Genomic DNA, 17844 nt, shown 5'->3' on the forward strand with positions numbered 1-17844 from the left:
TCATGAGGATCGCCCTGCACACCAAGGTCCGTGCCGACCGCATCGAGGAGTACGAGGCAGCGCACCGCGAAGTCCCCGCGGAACTCACCACCGCGATCCGCGCGGCGGGCGCCACCTCGTGGACGATCTGGCGCAGCGGCACCGACCTCTTCCACGTCATCGACTGCGCGGACTACGCCCGGCTCCTCGCGGAGCTGGAGCAGCTCCCCGTCAACGTAGCCTGGCAGGCCCGGATGGACGAGCTCCTCGATGTCGCGCACGACTACTCGTCGGACGGCGCCGCAGCCGGTCTCCCCGTCGCCTGGGAGCTGTGACATGACCGGCCGGGAACGAATCGTCGACGCCCACCACCACGTATGGGACCTGGCGGTACGCGACCAGGAGTGGATCACCGGGGACGAACTGGCCCCGCTCGCCCGCACGTTCACCCTCGCCGACCTGGAGCCCGAGGCCCGCGCCGCCGGGGTGTACGCCACCGTCCTCGTCCAGACCGTCACCGTCCCCGAGGAGACCCCCGAGTTCCTCGCCCTCGCCGACGGCAACGACCTCGTCGCGGGTGTCGTCGGCTGGACCGACCTCACCGCGCCCGACATCGCCGACACGCTTGCTGCGCTGCGCGAACTCCCCGGCGGCGACCGGCTCGTCGCCATCCGCCACCAGGTCCAGGGCGAATCCGACCCCGAGTGGCTGCTGCGCCCCGACGTCCGTCGCGGGCTGTCCGCCGTGGCCGCCGCCGGACTCGTCTACGACCTGGTGGTCCAGTCCCATCAGCTGCCCGCCACCGTCTCGGCCGCCGCCCTGCTGCCCGAACTCACCTTCGTACTCGACCATGCCGGCAAGCCGCCCATCGCCACCCGGAGCCTGCACCCCTGGGCGGCCGACCTCAAGGCCCTGGCCGACCGCCCCAACACCGTATGCAAGCTCTCCGGCCTGGTCACCGAGGCCGACCTGCGCTCCTGGACGGTCGACGACCTCCGCCCGTACGCCGACACCGTTCTCGAGGCGTTCGGGCCCGACCGGCTGATGTTCGGCTCCGACTGGCCGGTCTGCCGGCTCGCGGCGAGTTACGCGGAAGTCGTCGACGTGGCCCGCACCCTCACCGACGACCTTGCCGAGAACGAGCGGTCGGCGGTCTTCGCGACCACCGCCGAGCGGGTGTACGGACTTCGATAGGCACGGGCCCGTCAGGTGCGGCACCCTGGGAACCATGCCCGAACTACCGGAGGTCGAGGCCCTGCGGGTCTTTCTCGACGAAAACCTGGTCGGCAGGGAGATCGCCCGCGTCCTGCCGCTCGCTGTCAGCGTGCTCAAGACCTACGACCCACCGCTCACCGCCCTGGAAGGCCTCACCGTCACCGGCGTCGCTCGGCACGGCAAGTTCCTGGACATCGGCGCCGGCTCGCTGCATCTGGTCACCCATCTCGCCCGGGCCGGCTGGCTGCACTGGAAGGACAGCTTCCCCGCCACCCTGCCGCGCCCCGGCAAGGGCCCCCTGGCGCTGCGCACCGTACTCACCGGTGGCGACGGCTTCGACCTCACCGAGGCGGGCACCACCAAACGCCTCGCCGTGTATCTGGTGCGCGACCCGGCCGAGGTGCCCGGCATCGTCCGCCTGGGGCCCGATCCGCTCGACGACGCCTTCGACCGTGACGCGTTCGCCGCGCTGCTTGCCGGGGAACGCCGTCGGATCAAGGGCGCTCTGCGCGACCAATCGCTGATCGCGGGCATCGGCAACGCCTACAGCGACGAGATCCTGCACGCCGCGAAGATGTCACCGTTCAAACTGACCGCGAGCCTCACCGACGACGAGACCACCCGGCTGCACGCCGCGCTGCGCACCACCCTCCAGGACGCAGTGGCACGCTCCAGCGGCGTGGCGGCCGGAAGGCTGAAGGCGGAGAAGAAGAGCGGGCTCCGCGTCCATGGCCGCGCCGGCGAGCCCTGCTCGGTCTGCGGGGACACCATCCGGGAGGTCTCGTTCAGCGACTCGTCGCTGCAGTACTGCCCGACCTGCCAGACGGGCGGCAAACCACTGGCCGACCGCCGGCTCTCGAAGCTGCTCAAATAGCGTGCCGCCGCGCTCACTGCCGGCTCTCAGCGGGTGAGTTGCAGCAGCCGTCGTCCGTCCGCCGCGCGGATCTCGAAACGGTCGATGGCGGCCGGGTGCAACGCAGCCCCGCCCTGCATCGACAGCGGCTTCTCGTCCGGACCGGCCACCGACCAGGTGGTGACGGTCTCCTCGCTGCCGTCCCGCCCCACCGCGACCAGAGCGCACACCCCCGCCAACGGCACGCGCGACACCTCCAGGCCGACATCCGTGCCCCACTCCTTCGCCCCGGTCGTCACCACGGCAGCCACCCCCGTGGACCGGTCGGCCGCCGCCCACCGCTGCAGCTGCGTCTGCCCCGGCGGCCCGGCCGATCCGGCCGATTCACCGACCACCACGAGCGGCCCGCCCACCGCGAGGACCACCGCCGCCGCCACCAGCGCCAGCCGTCGCCTGCGGCTCCTGTGCCGCGCGGCCACCACCGCACCCACCGCACGCCGCATCAGCTCCGGGCCCGCCCGCACCACCGGATCCACACCCGGCGGCGTCCGCCGGGCATGCTCCGCGAGCACCGCGGTCACCGCGCCGAACTCCGCCGCCCGGATCTCGCACAGCGGACACTGGGTCAGATGCTCCTCGAAGCGGAAGGCATCGGCAGCGCCGAGCACGCCCAATGCATAGGCGCCGACATTGCGATGAGGTTCCGGGGTGCGCATGCCGTCTGGTACGGAACCGGCCCGCGAATCACTCAAGCCAACTCCACCGGACACGCTCTACACTCCGGCCTCATGCTGCGCGTACTGGCCGTCGACGACGAAGCACCCGCCCTGGAGGAGCTGCTCTACCTCCTTCGCGCCGATCCGCGCATCCGCAGCGCCGAGGGCGCCACCGGGGCCACCGAGGCGCTGCGCCGGATCGGCAGCGCCGTCGACGCGGGACCTGACGACCCGTCCGCCATCGATGTCGTCTTCCTCGACATCCACATGGCGGGGCTCACCGGACTCGATGTCGCCCAATTGCTGGCCGGGTTCGCCGCGCCCCCGCTCATTGTCTTCGTCACCGCCCACGAAGGCTTTGCCGTCCACGCCTTCGACCTCAAAGCCGTCGACTACGTCCTCAAGCCCGTGCGCCGCGAACGGCTCTCCGAAGCCGTCCGCCGCGTCGCGGAACAGCTCGGCGACCGCTCCGCACCCGTGTACTCCACGCCTGTCCATTCCGCGTCCGTCCACGACACCGCAGCCGACCAGATACCCGTCGAACTCGGCGGAGTCATCCGGTTCATCCCGGTCGACGACATCGCGTACGCCGAAGCGCAGGGCGACTACGCGCGGCTGTACACCGCCACCGGCAGCCACCTCCTCCGTATTCCCCTCACCACCCTTGAGGAGCGCTGGCGCTCGCGCGGCTTCGTACGCATCCACCGCCGCCATCTCGTCTCCCTCGCCCGCATCGACGAACTGCGGCTCGATGCGGGCACCATGAGCGTCCGCATCGGCACCGCGGAGCTCGCCGTGAGCCGACGCCACACCCGCGCGCTGCGCGATCTGCTGATGCGGCGGACCGGCCGCTGACCAGGGCCTACCCGGGTTCGAACCCTTCCCAGAGCGTCCCCGGCTGCGTACACTCCGGGCCCATGTCCGCAGAGTCGACGCCCCGGCGTGAAGTGGTGACGGGGGAGCCCCGGCGGGTGCGCCCGCTGCCGCGCTACCGCACCCAGTCGGAGATCGACGAGCAGACCGCCCTCGGTGGCGCCTATGTCCGTTCGCTGATGCGCAGTCAGCTGCGCGCCGGACTCACCGCCTTCGGCGTCCTCGCCGTGGTCGTCGGTACGCTCCCGCTGGTCTTCGAGGCCCTGCACAGCGTCGCCGTCGTATGGGCGGTCCTCGGCTTCGCCGCCTATCCGCCGCTGACCCTGATCGCCTGGTGGTACGTGCGGCGGGCCGAGCGCAACGAGCGCGACTTCGCGCGGCTCGTGGAAGGCCGCCCCGCACAGTGAGCCGGAGCTACGCGGTGGCGGCCGTGGCCGCCGTCGTCCTCACCACCCTCCTCGTCGGCGGTTTCGGGCTGCGCATCTCCCGCACCACCTCGGACTTCTACGTCGCCTCCCGCACCGTCCGACCCCGGCTCAACGCCGCCGCGATCAGCGGCGAATACCTCTCCGCCGCCTCCTTCCTCGGCATCGCGGGCCTGGTACTCGTGCACGGCCCCGACATGCTCTGGTACCCGGTCGGCTACACCGCCGGCTATCTGCTGCTGCTGGTGTTCGTCGCCGCGCCGCTGCGCCGCTCCGGGGCGTACACCCTGCCCGACTTCGCCGAGGGAAGGCTCGAGTCGCGGCAGGTCCGCAGGCTGGTGAGCGTCCTCGTCGTCGGAGCGGGCTGGCTCTATCTCGTACCGCAGCTCCAGGGCGCCGGGCTCACCCTGAAAATCCTGACCGGGGCGCCCGGCTGGCTCGGCGATGTGCTCGTCGCGTCGGTTGTCGTGACGGCCGTCGCCGCGGGCGGCATGCGGTCCATCACCTTCGTGCAGGTCTTCCAGTACTGGCTGAAGCTGACCGCGCTCCTGGTCCCCGCGATCTTCCTGGTGCTGGCCTGGCACGGCAGCGGGCATCCCCGGGGCACCTTCGACGAGCCGCTGTCCGTCTTCCGCGCCGACCATCCGCTGTACGCCACGTACGGGCTGATCATCGCGACGTTCCTCGGCACCATGGGGCTGCCGCACGTCGTCGTCCGCTTCTACACCAGCCCCAACGGCCGTGACGCCCGCCGCACCACCGTCGTCGTGCTCGCCCTCATCGGCGTGTTCTATCTGCTGCCGCCCGTCTACGGAGCGCTCGGCAGGGTGTACGCCCCCGAGCTGATCCACGGCGGGGACGCGGACGCGGCTGTGCTGCTGCTGCCCGAGCGGGTCATCGGCGGGCTCGGCGGGGATCTGCTCGGCGCGCTCATCGCGGGCGGCGCGTTCGCCGCGTTCCTGTCGACCGCCTCCGGACTGACCATGGCCGTCGCCGGAGTCATCACCCAGGACGTCCTGCCGTCGCGCGGGGTGCGGCACTTCCGGCTGGCCACCGTGCTCGCCATGTGTGTCCCGCTGGCCGGTTCGCTGATGGTCAGCCGGGTGCCGGTGGCCGACTCGGTGGGGATGGCGTTCGCCGTATCGGCGTCGTCGTTCTGCCCACTGCTGGTCCTCGGCATCTGGTGGCGGCGGCTCACCCCGCCCGGCGCGATCGCCGGACTGCTGCTCGGTGGCGGCTCGGCGTTCCTGTCCGTCGCCGTCACCGTCAGCGGTGCGGTACGTCCGCCGGGATGGCCGCACACGCTGCTCGCCTGGCCCGCCGTCTGGTCGGTGCCGGTCGGCTTCCTCGCGATGGTTCTGGTGTCGCTGGCCACGCCCGGCCGTATCCCGCCCGGGACGAACGCCGCGATGACACGCTTCCACCTGCCGGAAGCGCTGATGCCCGGCAGACACCGATGACCGGGGCCGCGATGACTGAGGAACGCGATGCGCCGGGGGCCGCGACGCATGGGGGACAGCCATGACCGGGGCCGGATACGCCGTACTCGTCCTGCTCGTACTCCTGCTGTTCGGCGGCGGCTTTCTGCTCGGCCGCCGTACCGCCCGCCCCGTGCGCACCAGCGACGTCGGCACCCCCGTCGAGCACGCCACCTTCGAGACCCTGCACACCGCCTCGCTCGCCGCGCCCCCGCTGCGCGCCGGACTCACCGAGGAGAGCGCCCGCAAGTCCGCCCGCAGGCTGCGCTCCCTGCTCGGCACCGACGCACTCTGCCTCACCGACCGGGACCGGGTGCTCGTCTGGGACGGCGAGGGCGACCACCACGGCAAGCACGTCATGGACCAGGTGCGAGGCCTCCTCGTCAGCGGCCGCGACACCGCCTTCCACAGCGACTGCGACGACCTCGACTGCCCGCTGCGCTGGGCCGTCGCCGTGCCCCTGACCGTCGACCACCGGGTCCTCGGCACCCTGATCGCCTACGCCCCACGCGAGTCCGCAGTGCTGGCCAGGGCGGCCGGAGAGGTCGCCCGCTGGGTCTGCGTACAGCTGGAACTCGCCGAACTCGACCGGTCCCGGACCCAGCTCATCGAGGCCGAGATCAGGGCCCTGCGCGCCCAGATATCCCCGCACTTCATCTTCAACTCCCTCGCTGCCATCGCGTCGTTCGTCCGCACCGACCCCGAGCAGGCCCGCGAGCTGCTGCTGGAGTTCGCCGACTTCACCCGCTACTCGTTCCGCAGCCACGGCGACTTCACAACCCTCGCCGACGAGTTGCACTCCATCGATCAGTATCTGGCGCTCGTACGGGCCCGCTTCGGCAAGCGGCTCTCGGTCAGGCTCCAGGTCGCCCCCGAAGTGCTGCCCGTCGCCCTGCCGTTCCTCTGTCTCCAGCCGCTCGTCGAGAACGCGGTCAAGCACGGCCTCGAAGGCGCCGTCACCCTTCCCCGACCTCTCAACCCTGTTCGAGCAGGGGAGACCCCGATCCGCATCACCATCAGCGCCCTGGACGCGGGATCCGAGGCGGTGGTCGTCATCGAGGACGACGGCACCGGCATGGACCCCGAACGGCTCCGGCAGATCCTGCGCGGCGAGGGCGGCACCTCCACCGGCATCGGGCTGCTCAACGTCGACGAGCGGCTGCGTCAGGTGTACGGCGACGACTACGGGCTCGTCATCGAGACGGGGACCGGCGCAGGGATGAAGATCACGGTGCGGCTGCCGAAGTACCGCGCCGGGGTGCACGGTTCGTGACCGCCGCCACGAGCGACACCCGCCGGGCGGACAGCGGTCAGTACAGGTGGATCGCCAGATGCCCCAGCGGCAGTCCCAGCTGCCAGGCCGGCGTCCACACCTGGGCCGTGTCCTGCGGCCACTCCAGATCTTCCTCGACGTCGACCGGCTCCCACGGCACCGGACCGATCGCATCGAGGTCGGCCGCGAGCAGCTCGGTCTCCTCCAGCCACCGCCACGCGACGCGGGCCAGCGCCAGATCGGGGTCCGGTCCGTCCCGCTCACCGTCCGGCGCCGGAGCCGCCGCCAGTGCGTCGAGCCGCTCGCAGACCCACATGCGCCAGGCCGTCCCGTACGCGGTCAGCAGCCGCAGCTCGTCCATCCGGGTCGCGGGCAGGACGTCGGCCACGCCTCCGTCGGAGAGAAAGATGGTCAGGGCGAGCGCATCGCGCCCCGCGCGGTACTCAAGCGTCGACGGCTCCATCAGATCGCCGGTCCGCAGCAGTTCATCGGCGATGTACTCGGCGTACATCCAGGCCATCGGGACCAGCAGCCCGCCCCCACTGGTTCCATCCGTACGTTCCGGACGCATCCCGTCTCGCCTCTTTCTCTTCTCGGCACCGGGCTACACGCAGCATTGAACCGGGGGAGCGCGCCCCGCGTGGCCAGAAGGACAGGATCCGTCGGACCGGATCCGTCACAGAACAGACATGAGGTTGCGATGACCGCCGATCCCGGGGAGGGCCCGCATGTGCGGCAGCTGCTCGGCGCCTATGTTCTCGACGCGCTCACGCCCGGGGAGACCCGCCGCGTCTGCCACCATCTGCGGGAGTGCGACCGCTGCGCCGCCGACTATGTGGAGGTCGCGGAGGCCGCGGCCCTGCTCGGCCTGGTCAGCGAGGAGGACCTGCTCGGGGAGTAGCCGGGCAGATTACGGGAGAGCAGGCGCAGCGCGTAGTACGAGCGGGACTTGACCGTGCCCGCCGGAATGCCGAGCACCTGCGCCGTCTCGCCCACGCTCAGCCCGCGGAAATATATCTGCACCAGCACCGCACGGTGCTCGGGACTGAGCGTGCGCACCGCCTCGCGTACATCGAGCGCGGCGACGGTGGACTCCGTGGAGTCCTCCCGGTCCGGGGCGCTCTCCAGCGCGATGTCACCGACCTCGGTCGGCCGGGCCTGCCGGGACCTGCGCGCGTCGATCGCGAGGCGCCGCGCGACGGTGAAGAGCCAGGGCCGCATCGAGTCGTACGGACCGTCGAACGCCTCCGGGTGCTGCCAGGCCCGTACCAGCGTCTCCTGGAGGAGGTCCTCGGCCCGCTGCCGGTCGCCGAAGGTCAGACCGAGCAGGAAGTGCAGAAGCGCGGGACCGTGTTCGCGCTGCACCTTCGCGAGGGCCTGCTCGTCGGTCGTCGTCGTGGTCATCGTGCACGCCCTTTCCCGCGGAGGCCCCTGCCGCCGCGCCGCTGCCTGCGCCGTATACGAACGCATTCGCGCCGAGACGAACAGCAGATGCACCGAGGCGTGCGACGAGCGGTCGCACAGAGCGGCGAATGGTGCGGTGAACGGTCGGAGGGACGCCGAGCGGGCTCAGGGCGCTCTTCGGCAGACCCCGGGCTCGTCCTCGGCCGCCGCGGCCGAGGACGGGCCGGTCAGCAGGGCACCGGAGCCGGCCGTACGGACAGCAGCCAGCCGCGTCCCGGCGCCACCGGCACCCGCTCACCCGCCACGAAGGAGCGTTCCGGCTGGAAGCCCTCGATCGCGGGCGCATACGCCGCCACCGGGCCATCGGCATCCGTCAGGACACACCCCACCGGTTCCGCCGCCCATGACGCGACCGCGGTCACCGTCCCACCGGGTCCCTCCCAGCTGGAGGCGAGGACATCGTCCCGGCCCGTGGCCATGGGAGGTTCGTCCGCCCACCAGCCGGTGAACTCGAATTCAATGAGGCGAAGTTCGTCGAAGACCCGCCACATCGGCCGCACATCGGTCATCGGGGCACGCGCCGTCATCCCGAAGACCAGTCCCCGCCACGGGTTGCCGCCGCCCTCCAGCATCTCGCCCATCAGCCCGAACGGGATGCCTGACAACTCCACCAGCCAGTACGTGGGATCGCTCCCCTCGTAGTCGAACAGCTCGCCCAGCCATAGCCGGTCGGTGTACGGCATCAATTCCGCGTACAGATTGGCGCTGGACGTACAGATTGGCGCTGGACGCGAAGCCGTCCGGCTCCCGGCACTGGGTGCAGGAGTGCAGATCGATCAGGGGTGCCGTGTCGCCGGAGCGGGCCAGGATCCTGCGTACGCGCTTCATGGTGGTCCGGTCGTACGCCACCACTACCACCTGGGCACGATCGGCTGCACCGCCATCAAGAAGGGCAGCGAGGAGCGGGTACGGATGCTGCTCGGCCTGCTGGACCACTTCGCTGCGCCGTTCGGCAGCAAGGAGCGCGAGCTCCTGGAGTTCGGCACCGAGGGAGCCGACTTCACGTACGACGAGCAGGGCTTCCCGCAGCGCACCAAGAAGGGGAAGCAGCAGGTCGAGGGGTTCTACAGCGGACTGGCGACCGCGACGACCGCACCGTTCGCGCTGCTGCCGTCGGCCTTCCCCGGCACCCACGGCCCCGAGGACGTGAAGGCGATGTACGCCGTCGAGCAGAAGCTCATCGAGACCGCCATCGCCAACCCGACGGTGGGCCACTACTCCGACGCGTACACCGAGCACTACGGGCGCATGTCGACCGAGGCCACGGACCTGGTCAACGACATCTCAGCGACCGCAAGAAGATCGGCGAGTGGAAGCCGTTCTGGACCGAGTGGCGCTCCGAGGGCTGGACCGGATGGCCCGGGAGTTCCAGAAGTCCATCGAGAGGAACGCCTGACGGCGCGGAAGGCGGCGGCCGCCCCGACACCGTCGGCCGGTTACGGAACGACGGTGACGGGCCAGCGCCCCGCCTTCACCAGCCGGATCGCCACCGAACCGATGAACCGGTGCCCCGCCGACTCCGACGCGCCCACCACGACGGCGTCCGCCTTCAGTTCGTTGGCCGCGGTGACCAGCCCGTTGTACGGATCACCGCGGAAGGTGTGGAACTCCCAGCGCACATCCCATATGTCCTTCAGCCGCTCGGTCGCCGCACGGATCTCGCTCACCAGACCCTCCGCGACCTCGCCGGTCGTGTCGGCGACCGGCGCGCCGAGCGCGGCACCCGCAGGCATCACGGGCTGCACATAGACGAGGGCGAGCAAGGCGTGTTGCCGACGGGCCAGCCCGGCGGCGTACGCGGCGGCGCGCATCGAGGAATCGGACCCGTCGAGGCCCGCGACGATCACCCTCGGACCGTCTGTGCCACGTTCGAACTGGTGGGGCTGCTGGTCTGTCACGGCAGTGAGGTTAGCCGCTCCCGCCGCCACCCCCGACCCGGGCTGCCCCGCTGCTGGGTCCGGAGCCGCCGATTACCACAGATGCGCTCCCTCCATTGGGTGCAAAGCGCTCCGGAGCGCAGGACGCCGCCCCCGACGACGGCCACCGGATCACGGTGTCGCACCGCGGCTGAGCGCGCGGCGGCGGCTGCTCGGCCCTGGATCAGAGGGTCGCGACCAGGCGGGCGAAGACGACGACACTGCCGTCGTGGCCATCGGCTGTCGTGCAGCCGCCGTGGGTGATGAGCCGCAGCTCCGCCCTGCCGGTGTCGCGGTACACCCGGTCGCCGGGGAAGTCGGTCGTGGAGAGCACCTCGAGCCCGTAGACCTCGAACACCGCGACCCGGTCGTCGTGGCGTGGCACCTCGATCCGGTTGCCCTTCTTCAGCGAACCGAGACCGTGGAAGACGGCGGGTCCCGCCATGGTGTCGACATGGCCGACGAGGACCGAAGTGCCCAGCTGGCCCGGGGCGACACCGTTGCGGTACCACCCGGCAAGCTGGGGATCCTCCGGAGGGGGCGTCCCGATCGAGCCGTCCGGCTCCAGGTACACATCGGTGAGCCGCGCATCGACCCGGATCGCAGGGATGACCACACGCGAGGCGGGGGCGTACGCCAGTGGCTGCACCGTGACGTCCGCCCGAGGCGCACCGGGGGCGTCCTGATGGTGTTCGGCCGAGGCGGCGGCGACCGGCTGGGGCGGGCCCGGCGAGTGGTCCGGACCGTTCCGCACCAGGGCAAGGCCGGTGAGCAGTACCAGGGCGAGCGCGCCCCAGGGCGAGTATCCGGTCCGCTCGACGCGCCAGTGGTCCCGGCCCATCCCTGATCTTGGGTGGGAATCCCGGCCTTCAGGCCTGGCGGGAAACACATCCTGAGATTCGGAGCCGCGAAGCGGCACAGTACGCTGCGATCCTGCTTCGGCAGCGGTCAGGGCTTGGCCGTCATGTGACCCCGTGGGGTCAGGTGAGAAGCCGCCTCGTTTACGAGGAGGAGGAGTCACGGTTCTCCCTTCGTCGCGACGCTAGGAACGCTAGGCGCGCGGCGGCCGAGCGGCGATCAGGGAAGGGCGAATGGGTGGCCGGCCGAGAGCTCCTCTTCATGGGAGCCGGGACCGGATGACGATTCTGTCCGTCCATTACATGTGGCCCCGTCAGATCAGCGGATCCCGACGGGATGTGTCGGATCATCGGTCCGATGTGCGCGTCGCCCCGGGTCCTGGATCAGGACCCGGGGCGACGGGCGTTCCACCGTCGGCTCGCGCCGTTCAGTGGTGACGACTCTCCTTCCGCCGGCGCACCACGAAGACGGCGCCGGTGGTGGCGACCACTGCCAGTGCGGTAGCGCCGACGGCCTCCGCGGAACTCATCCGGCCGATGCCGCCGAGGCCACCCCGCACGCTGTGCGGCGCGATCGTCGTGGAGCCGGTGGGTGTGGGAGTGCCGGCGGAGATCGTGAGGCGGACCTTCGTCGTGGAGGTCGGGGACGTATTGCAGATGAACGTCACTTCATGGGTAGCGCCAGGTTTGGCATCCCAGTCGACCGTGGCCGCGGCGGTGCCCCCGCTGGGAATGGTGATGCTGTCGAAGACGCCCGAACTGGCCGTCGCTGCTTTTGAGCACCCCCGGGCGGTCAGGGTGACCTGGCCGCCCGGCGCGACCACCGACGGGGCGACGATGGGTCCGGTCGCGCTGGGCGCCTCCCCCGACATCGCGGCATGCACGGTCGCGGCCGGAGCGGTCAGAGTGAGAGCGGCGGCGCCCAGCAGGGCGACGGGTGCGACACCTATGGGGCGCATGGTGATTCCTCCGAGTCCCGAGGAGCAGCTGCGGAACGGTTTCCCACAAAGCGTCAGATATGCACCTCGATGGGAGAAACGCTAGGAGTGCCGCATATCATGCGCGATCGGGGTCCGGCGAATGGGGCACGGGTGTCCCTCGGGCGGCGCACCGCCATGCCGTCAGGACAACGGGTCACCGGTCGCGTTGGGGAACAGATCCAGGAACGGTGCCGCGGTCGCGGAGATGCCGCGGCCGAACGGGGAGTCGAAGTCCCAGATCAGGAAGAGCAGGAAGGCGATGAGCACGCTGAACAGTCCGGCCAGCAGCAGCTCCCGGAACGTTCTGCGGATCTGCAGGGTGAAGATCAGTCCGACGGTCACCAGCGCCCCGGTGATCAGACCGAACCAGACGACGCCCGGCATGGTGGCGCCGGCGCTCTGCCCGCGGGCGCTGCGTGCGTCGTCGGCCGCGGCAACCTGGTCGACCAGTGGCTGATAGGCCTGCCCCTCGTGGTCGGTCTTCGGCCGGTATTCGGTGACATCGGCACGCACCCGGCCGAGGAGTTCCGCGCCCCGGTCGGTGAGGTCTCCGTGCTCGCTCATCGCCTGCCACTCGTCGTGGACGACATAGCTGACGTACGCGTCGACGTTGGCGCGGATCCGGGCACGCACCTCGGCCGGGTAGACCGAGGAGCGGACGTTCACCTCGTGCAGGGCCTGGGCCTCCTGGCGTACGTACTCCTGGGCGGCGCTGCGGCCCTCCCAGACGCCCGCGATGGCGAGGCCGAGCACGATCGCGTACACCACGCCGATCATCATCGTCATGTACTCGATGACGTCAGGGGTCTCTGACGGGTCGTCGTCCTCCGCGATCCGGCGGTTGTTGAGTACGGCGATGGTCAGCACGACGGCGCTGGCCGCGGCCATGGCGAGGGTGAGAACAAGCCATTCCGACATGGGCTTCTCCGTGGGTCATCGGGAGCGGGGACGTAGCACGGCGACCGCGAACACCGCGGGGGCGGTGATCAGCAGGGTGAGGGTGACCAGGGAGGGGCCGCGCTGCGGGGCCTTGCGCGGCGGCCTGCGGTAGGCGGGTAGCGCCACCGGCCTGGGCGGGGGCGGCGTGGGGCGTGCGGAGGGCGGGGGCGGCGGAGGTGGCGGCACGGGCTCCGGTTCCGGTGCGGGCGGTGGCGGTGGCGGTGGCGGTGGCGGTGGTGGGGGAGGCGGGGGAGGCGGTGGTGGGGGTGGTGGCTCGGGCCGGGGAGTCGGCTTGGGCGCTGGGCCCGCCTGGCAGTGCCCGTCGCCCGTCGTGGCGACCGCCGCGTTCCCGCCGCCGTCCCCGATTGAGGCGTACGAACAGTTGTCGGCCGTCGCGGGTACCGGGGCGGCCAGGAGCCAGATGAGGGCGAGGGCAGCGGTGAGCCGCCCTACGAGTGATCCGTACACGACGGTGAGCATGTTCCGGCTGGTCGGACCACACGCGGACCGCGGCCAAGGTTCCCCTGATGGAGGGGACCTGGGGCGCTGGACGTTTGCGGCTCCGGAAAATTCTGCGGACGCGTTGAACAAAGAAGCACCCGCCGCCCGTACCTAGGGCCATGAACGACGCGGACTTGCGTCGTAACTGGCGGAAGAATTACGGGAGTTGACATGAACACCTGGCGGAACGCCTCGCTCGCGGTGACCGCGGCGGCCCTGTTGGCGCTGACGACGGCGTGCGGTCAGGACAAGGGCACCGAGTCCCCCAACGGGCAGAACGTGGGCAATGCGAGCCCGGCCGGGCAGGTGGGCAGCGGCTACGACACGGACAGCGGGTACGGCTCCGACACCGGCTACGGCTCCGGTTCCGGTTCCGAGGCGCAGTCCGCCAAGTCGAAGCAGGCCGGACAGCTCGCGGTGTGGGACAGCAAGAAGCTCGGCAAGGTGCTGACGGACAGCGAGGGGTTCACGCTCTATCGCTTCGACAAGGACACCGCGAGTCCGCCGAAGTCGAATTGCGAAGGTGACTGCGCGAAGATCTGGCCGGTCGTTCCGGCAGGCAATGTCACGGCCGCCGCCGGTACCGATGCGGCACTGATCGGCAAGGTCACCCGCGCGGACGGCACCCAGCAACTCACCATTGCGGGGTGGCCGATGTACCGGTACGCGAAGGACGCCAAGCCCGGCGACGCCAATGGGCAGGGTGTGGGAGGCACCTGGTTCGCCTCCGCTCCCGACGGCAAGAAGGCTGCGGTGAACGCCGACGGGCCGGCCGGTGGCGAGCAGGCCGATCTCGCGGGACTTTCGGTGCGCAAGGACCCGAAACTCGGAAACATCGTTGTCGACAAGCGGGGCATGACGGTCTACCGGTTCAAAAAGGACTCCGCCTGGCCGATGAAGTCGGCCTGCACCGGGGCCTGCCTCTCGAAGTGGCCGGTTGTCGCCCCGTTGGCCAAGAATGATGTTTCGGGTGTTACCACCAAGGGATTTGTCACCTTCAATCGGCCCGACGGACTCAAGCAGCAGTCCATCGGCTGCTGGCCCATCTATACGTTCTCCGGTGACACGAAGCCCGGTGACACCAACGGCCAAGGTGTCGGGGGCACATGGTACGCGGTGTCGCCCGATGCAAAGCTCGTGGGCGCTCCCAAGTAACCCCACAACTGCCGCTCCGGACCGGCCCGTCGCTGAATGTCACACTTAGCGACGGGCCGGTTGCACATGCCACTGGTGTGTGACCAATAACGGACCGCTAATTTCCGTTTCCGCTCGCTCTCCTGGCGGTCGATCAGTAGCCTCTGGTCCACACTGACCATGAACATGGCCGGATCGCCGTGGCGACTTGTTGGAGACATCGATGGAGCGTCCCGCCTGGGCACCGCAGGGCATTGACATTTCGGTGCCGAGCGTGTCACGCATGTATGACTTCTATCTGGGCGGATCGCACAATTTCGAGGTGGACCGGGAAGCGGCCCGCAAGGCCATGGAGTTCATGCCGGGACTTCCCAAGATCATGCAAGCCAATCGCGCCTTTATGCGCAGGGCTGTGCGTCACGCGGTGAGTGAGGGCATCACTCAGTTCCTGGACATAGGCTCCGGCATACCGACCTTCGGCAATGTCCACGAAATCGCCCAGGCGGCCGACCCCGAGGCGCGAGTCGCTTACGTCGACCATGACCCCGTTGCGGTCGCGCACAGCCAGGCCGTACTCGAGGGCAACGACCGGGCGGTGATCGTCACCGCCGATCTGCGGCGCCCGCAGGAGATCCTGAAGAGCCGTGAGATCACCGAACTCCTCGATATGGACCGCCCGGTGGCGCTGCTGCTCGTAGCCGTCCTCCACTTCATCGAGGACGCCGACGACCCGCAGACGGCCGTCGCAGAACTGCGCGAGGGGCTCGCACCCGGCAGCCTCGTCATCATCACCCACGCCTCGTACGAGGGCATTCCGCTCACCCAGGAGGAGGCGGGGGGTGCGGTCGGCGTCTACCGGAACATCCGTAACCCGCTGATCATGCGGTCGCGCGACGAGGTCGCCAGGTTCTTCGACGGGTACGAGATGGTCCAGCCCGGTCTCGTGGCGATGCCGGAGTGGCGTCCCGACACCTCCGTGGCGCAGGAACAGGAAGACCCGTATGCGTTCTCGGGCTTCGCCGGAGTGGGACGCAAGGCGTGAGCATTCCCGCCCAGGCGTCCGACGCACCGGACGCGGAGCCCGACGGTCCCGAGGACCGGCTCCGAAGATTCGCGACGATCTGGAGCCGGGCCACCTTCCCGTCGACGGCCACCTCCATGACCCGTCCGGAGTTCGAGCAGCATCTGCTGCCGCTGGCCCGCAGACTGAGTGACATCCTGCACGCCCGGCCCTTCGACGCGGCGCCCGCGAACAAGGTGGGGGCCGCGCTCGTCGACGCGCACTGCACGGACCCGGAGGCGCTCAGCTCCACGCTCGGCGTCGTCGACTCGTACCTGGTGCTCTACTGCGGCGGCAATGGCCCGGTGGCGCTGTCGACCGAGGACAGCCGGGCCCGCTGCGCCCGGATGCAGCACGCCCTCGCGGGCGGCTTCACCCAGGCGCTGCGCGAACGGACCCTTGCCGAGCAGGAGGCCATCGCCCGCTCGGCGCTGACCGCCCGCTCCAACGCCGAACAGGCCCTGCACGCCACGGAGGCGCGCTTCCGTGCCGTCTTCAAGGACGCCGCCATCGGCATCGGGATCGCGGACCTGGAAGGCAATGTGCTGGAGGTCAACGACACCCTGACCCGGATGTTCGGCGGGCTCGACCACCATGTCCGCAGCCACAAGGTCAACGAGTGGGTCCACCCCGAGGACTCGCCGTACGTGTGGAAGTACTACGACGAGCTGGTACGCGGCGACCGCGAGCACTACCGGGTGGAGAAGCCGTTCTACCGCAACGACGGCACCGTGCTGTGGACCAACCTCACGGTGTCGCTGCTCCGCGACTCCGAGGGGCGGCCGGAGTACCAGCTCGCGTTGATGGAGGACACCACGGAGCGCCGGCTGCTCAATCTGCGGCTGCGCTACGAGGCCACCCACGACGCGCTCACCGGGCTGCCCAACCGGACTCTGTTCTTCGAGCGGCTGGAGAAGGCGCTGTCCGCCGACGACGGCAGCCGCTTCGGGCTCTGCTACCTCGACCTCGACGGTTTCAAGGCGATCAACGACAGCTTGGGCCACGCGGCGGGGGACCGGCTGCTCGTCGAGGTCGCCGACCGGCTGCAGAGCTGTGCGACCGCGCCCGGCGAAATGGTGGCGCGGCTCGGCGGCGACGAGTTCGTGGCACTGACCACCGGGCCCAGCACCGAGGAGGAGGTCGACGAACTGGCCAGCCGGATCCTCGGCGTAATCGCCACCCCGATCCGGCTCGACGGCCGCGAACTGACGGTGCGTGGCTCCATCGGCGTCGTCGAGGGACCGGCGGGCGAACGCACCGCCGCCGAAGTGCTGCGCAGCGCCGACATCACGATGTACCGGGCCAAGTCGGCGGGCGGTAACCGTTTCGAACTCGCCGACGCCGAGGCGGACGCCCGCGCCATCACCCGGCACGGGCTGACCACCGCACTGCCCGCCGCCCTGGAACGCGGCGAGTTCTTCATCGAGTACCAGCCGCTCGTGCATCTCGGCGACGGTACGGTGCACGGTGCGGAGGCCCTGGTGCGCTGGTGCCACCCGCAGCACGGGGTGCTCGGCCCGGACCGGTTCATCCCGCTCGCCGAGCGCACCGGGCTGATCGTGCCGCTCGGGCGCTGGGTGCTGGAGGAGTCCGTACGACAGGCCAACCTCTGGCAGGAGCGGCACAGCGACGGCGGCCCGCTGCGGATCAACGTCAACCTGTCGCCGACCCAGCTGCACCACCCGCAGCTGGTCGCCGAGACGGTCGATGTCCTGGAGCGTTCGGGGCTGGAGCCGAGGGCGCTCTGCATGGAGGTCACCGAGTCCGCGCTCATCGGTGCGGACGACGATCTGTTGAAGCCGCTGCGCCAACTGGCCGAAATGGGCGTCGACATAGCGCTCGACGACTTCGGCACGGGGTACTCGAACCTGGCGAATCTGCGCCGGCTGCCGGTGAGCGTGCTCAAGCTGGATCGTTCCTTCACCCGGGGCATGCAGCAGCATCCGGCGGACCCGGTCGACCTGAAGATCGTCGAGGGGATCGTGTCGCTGGCGCACAGCCTGGACCTGGCAGTGACGGTGGAGGGCGTGGAGACGGGCGCCCAGGCGGAGCAGCTGCGGAAGCTGGGCTGCGACACGGCGCAGGGGTGGTACTACGCGCGGCCCGGTGCGCCGGACCGGATCCATTCGTTGCTACTGGCCGACGCGGTCTGAACGGGGAGACGGGGCAACGGTTCCGTCC

The 17844-nt window shown here is 70.3% G+C and carries 20 protein-coding genes and 1 pseudogene; 11 read left to right on the forward strand and 10 right to left on the reverse strand.

The features are described from left to right. Positions 1 to 2 precede the first annotated feature (2 nt). From ACWCP8_RS05915 to ACWCP8_RS05925, 3 genes are read left to right on the forward strand one after another with little or no spacing between them, the layout of a single operon-like run. On the forward strand, positions 3 to 314 hold the full coding sequence (locus ACWCP8_RS05915; protein WP_030973703.1) for an L-rhamnose mutarotase: 312 nt from the start codon (positions 3 to 5) through the stop codon (positions 312 to 314). A 1-nt stretch (position 315) separates the two neighbouring features. Continuing rightward, on the forward strand, positions 316 to 1173 hold the full coding sequence (locus ACWCP8_RS05920) for an amidohydrolase family protein (RefSeq protein WP_352268328.1): 858 nt from the start codon (positions 316 to 318) through the stop codon (positions 1171 to 1173). Between the two features lie 34 nt (positions 1174 to 1207). Beyond that, on the forward strand, positions 1208 to 2068 hold the full coding sequence (locus ACWCP8_RS05925) for an Fpg/Nei family DNA glycosylase (RefSeq protein ID WP_451114424.1): 861 nt from the start codon (positions 1208 to 1210) through the stop codon (positions 2066 to 2068). Between the two features lie 26 nt (positions 2069 to 2094). Here ACWCP8_RS05925 and ACWCP8_RS05930 read toward each other — a convergent pair whose 3' ends face one another. Then, the gene (locus tag ACWCP8_RS05930) at positions 2095 to 2799 is read right to left on the reverse strand and encodes an anti-sigma factor family protein (protein WP_352268326.1); all 705 of its coding nucleotides are present in this window, start codon (positions 2797 to 2799) and stop codon (positions 2095 to 2097) included. Between the two features lie 36 nt (positions 2800 to 2835). On the opposite strand from ACWCP8_RS05930, the gene ACWCP8_RS05935 reads away from it, so the two are divergent. From ACWCP8_RS05935 to ACWCP8_RS05950, 4 genes are all read left to right on the forward strand, one after another. Further along, positions 2836 to 3618, forward strand: coding sequence for a LytR/AlgR family response regulator transcription factor (locus ACWCP8_RS05935; RefSeq protein ID WP_352268324.1), 783 nt, complete (start codon positions 2836 to 2838; stop codon positions 3616 to 3618). A 62-nt stretch (positions 3619 to 3680) separates the two neighbouring features. Beyond that, positions 3681 to 4043 (forward strand): hypothetical protein, encoded by a 363-nt coding sequence (locus tag ACWCP8_RS05940; RefSeq protein ID WP_352268322.1) that lies wholly within the window; start codon positions 3681 to 3683, stop codon positions 4041 to 4043. Then, complete coding sequence (locus ACWCP8_RS05945; RefSeq protein ID WP_352268321.1) at positions 4040 to 5521, forward strand: sodium/solute symporter; 1482 nt, start codon at positions 4040 to 4042, stop codon at positions 5519 to 5521. Before ACWCP8_RS05940 ends, ACWCP8_RS05945 begins: the two co-directional genes overlap by 4 nt. 61 nt (positions 5522 to 5582) lie before the next feature. Next, positions 5583 to 6812, forward strand: coding sequence for a sensor histidine kinase (locus tag ACWCP8_RS05950; protein WP_451114427.1), 1230 nt, complete (start codon positions 5583 to 5585; stop codon positions 6810 to 6812). A gap of 37 nt (positions 6813 to 6849) precedes the next feature. On the opposite strand, the gene ACWCP8_RS05955 is transcribed toward ACWCP8_RS05950, so the two are convergent. After that, on the reverse strand, positions 6850 to 7383 hold the full coding sequence (locus tag ACWCP8_RS05955; protein ID WP_352268319.1) for a hypothetical protein: 534 nt from the start codon (positions 7381 to 7383) through the stop codon (positions 6850 to 6852). Positions 7384 to 7512: 129 nt separating this feature from the next. On the opposite strand from ACWCP8_RS05955, the gene ACWCP8_RS05960 reads away from it, so the two are divergent. Continuing rightward, positions 7513 to 7713 (forward strand): zf-HC2 domain-containing protein, encoded by a 201-nt coding sequence (locus tag ACWCP8_RS05960; protein ID WP_352268318.1) that lies wholly within the window; start codon positions 7513 to 7515, stop codon positions 7711 to 7713. On the opposite strand, the gene ACWCP8_RS05965 is transcribed toward ACWCP8_RS05960, so the two are convergent. From ACWCP8_RS05965 to ACWCP8_RS06000, 8 genes and pseudogenes are all read right to left on the reverse strand, one after another. Beyond that, positions 7644 to 8216 carry a sigma-70 family RNA polymerase sigma factor gene (locus ACWCP8_RS05965; RefSeq protein ID WP_352268316.1) on the reverse strand — a complete coding sequence of 191 codons (573 nt, stop codon included), beginning with the start codon at positions 8214 to 8216 and terminating at the stop codon, positions 7644 to 7646. The genes ACWCP8_RS05960 and ACWCP8_RS05965 overlap by 70 nt on opposite strands. A gap of 227 nt (positions 8217 to 8443) precedes the next feature. After that, on the reverse strand, positions 8444 to 8959 hold the full coding sequence (locus ACWCP8_RS05970) for a glycoside hydrolase domain-containing protein (protein ID WP_451114430.1): 516 nt from the start codon (positions 8957 to 8959) through the stop codon (positions 8444 to 8446). Positions 8960 to 9041: 82 nt separating this feature from the next. Then, positions 9042 to 9104, reverse strand: a pseudogene (locus tag ACWCP8_RS05975) (hypothetical protein); the annotation flags it as partial. 608 nt (positions 9105 to 9712) lie between these two features. Beyond that, complete coding sequence (locus ACWCP8_RS05980) at positions 9713 to 10174, reverse strand: universal stress protein (protein ID WP_352268314.1); 462 nt, start codon at positions 10172 to 10174, stop codon at positions 9713 to 9715. Positions 10175 to 10376: 202 nt separating this feature from the next. Next, complete coding sequence (locus ACWCP8_RS05985) at positions 10377 to 11033, reverse strand: class F sortase (RefSeq protein WP_451114432.1); 657 nt, start codon at positions 11031 to 11033, stop codon at positions 10377 to 10379. Positions 11034 to 11477: 444 nt separating this feature from the next. Next, the gene (locus ACWCP8_RS05990) at positions 11478 to 12008 is read right to left on the reverse strand and encodes a hypothetical protein (RefSeq protein ID WP_451114434.1); all 531 of its coding nucleotides are present in this window, start codon (positions 12006 to 12008) and stop codon (positions 11478 to 11480) included. Between the two features lie 162 nt (positions 12009 to 12170). Continuing rightward, positions 12171 to 12947: a bestrophin-like domain gene (locus tag ACWCP8_RS05995; RefSeq protein WP_451114436.1), complete on the reverse strand. Its 777-nt coding sequence runs from the start codon at positions 12945 to 12947 to the stop codon at positions 12171 to 12173. A 15-nt stretch (positions 12948 to 12962) separates the two neighbouring features. Then, entirely contained in the window at positions 12963 to 13094 is a 132-nt protein-coding gene (locus ACWCP8_RS06000; RefSeq protein WP_451114438.1) for a hypothetical protein, read from the reverse strand. Between the two features lie 546 nt (positions 13095 to 13640). Here ACWCP8_RS06000 and ACWCP8_RS06005 point away from each other — a divergent pair. From ACWCP8_RS06005 to ACWCP8_RS06015, 3 genes are all read left to right on the forward strand, one after another. Beyond that, positions 13641 to 14624, forward strand: coding sequence for an SCO0930 family lipoprotein (locus tag ACWCP8_RS06005; protein ID WP_451114440.1), 984 nt, complete (start codon positions 13641 to 13643; stop codon positions 14622 to 14624). Positions 14625 to 14826: 202 nt separating this feature from the next. After that, a complete protein-coding gene (locus ACWCP8_RS06010; protein WP_352268309.1) occupies positions 14827 to 15645 on the forward strand; it encodes an SAM-dependent methyltransferase in 819 nt (272 codons plus the stop codon). Further along, positions 15642 to 17816 (forward strand): putative bifunctional diguanylate cyclase/phosphodiesterase, encoded by a 2175-nt coding sequence (locus ACWCP8_RS06015; protein ID WP_451114443.1) that lies wholly within the window; start codon positions 15642 to 15644, stop codon positions 17814 to 17816. The genes ACWCP8_RS06010 and ACWCP8_RS06015 overlap by 4 nt, the downstream gene beginning before the upstream one ends. Positions 17817 to 17844 lie beyond the last annotated feature (28 nt).

This window comes from Streptomyces sp. NPDC002206 (assembly GCF_053593595.1).

Excerpts from the sequence above, each read along its gene's own strand:
- ACWCP8_RS05950 (WP_451114427.1), top strand. The coding sequence starts at position 5,583 with ATGACCGGGGCCGGATACGCCGTACTCGTCCTGCTCGTACTCCTGCTG.
- ACWCP8_RS05955 (WP_352268319.1), bottom strand. The coding sequence starts at position 7,383 with ATGCGTCCGGAACGTACGGATGGAACCAGTGGGGGCGGGCTGCTGGTC.
- ACWCP8_RS05925 (WP_451114424.1), top strand. The coding sequence starts at position 1,208 with ATGCCCGAACTACCGGAGGTCGAGGCCCTGCGGGTCTTTCTCGACGAA.
- ACWCP8_RS05960 (WP_352268318.1), top strand. The coding sequence starts at position 7,513 with ATGACCGCCGATCCCGGGGAGGGCCCGCATGTGCGGCAGCTGCTCGGC.
- ACWCP8_RS05990 (WP_451114434.1), bottom strand. The coding sequence starts at position 12,008 with ATGCGCCCCATAGGTGTCGCACCCGTCGCCCTGCTGGGCGCCGCCGCT.
- ACWCP8_RS05995 (WP_451114436.1), bottom strand. The coding sequence starts at position 12,947 with ATGTCGGAATGGCTTGTTCTCACCCTCGCCATGGCCGCGGCCAGCGCC.
- ACWCP8_RS06005 (WP_451114440.1), top strand. The coding sequence starts at position 13,641 with ATGAACACCTGGCGGAACGCCTCGCTCGCGGTGACCGCGGCGGCCCTG.
- ACWCP8_RS05915 (WP_030973703.1), top strand. The coding sequence starts at position 3 with ATGAGGATCGCCCTGCACACCAAGGTCCGTGCCGACCGCATCGAGGAG.
- ACWCP8_RS05935 (WP_352268324.1), top strand. The coding sequence starts at position 2,836 with ATGCTGCGCGTACTGGCCGTCGACGACGAAGCACCCGCCCTGGAGGAG.
- ACWCP8_RS06010 (WP_352268309.1), top strand. The coding sequence starts at position 14,827 with ATGGAGCGTCCCGCCTGGGCACCGCAGGGCATTGACATTTCGGTGCCG.
- ACWCP8_RS05965 (WP_352268316.1), bottom strand. The coding sequence starts at position 8,216 with ATGACCACGACGACGACCGACGAGCAGGCCCTCGCGAAGGTGCAGCGC.
- ACWCP8_RS05940 (WP_352268322.1), top strand. The coding sequence starts at position 3,681 with ATGTCCGCAGAGTCGACGCCCCGGCGTGAAGTGGTGACGGGGGAGCCC.
- ACWCP8_RS05970 (WP_451114430.1), bottom strand. The coding sequence starts at position 8,959 with ATGCCGTACACCGACCGGCTATGGCTGGGCGAGCTGTTCGACTACGAG.
- ACWCP8_RS05920 (WP_352268328.1), top strand. The coding sequence starts at position 316 with ATGACCGGCCGGGAACGAATCGTCGACGCCCACCACCACGTATGGGAC.
- ACWCP8_RS05985 (WP_451114432.1), bottom strand. The coding sequence starts at position 11,033 with ATGGGCCGGGACCACTGGCGCGTCGAGCGGACCGGATACTCGCCCTGG.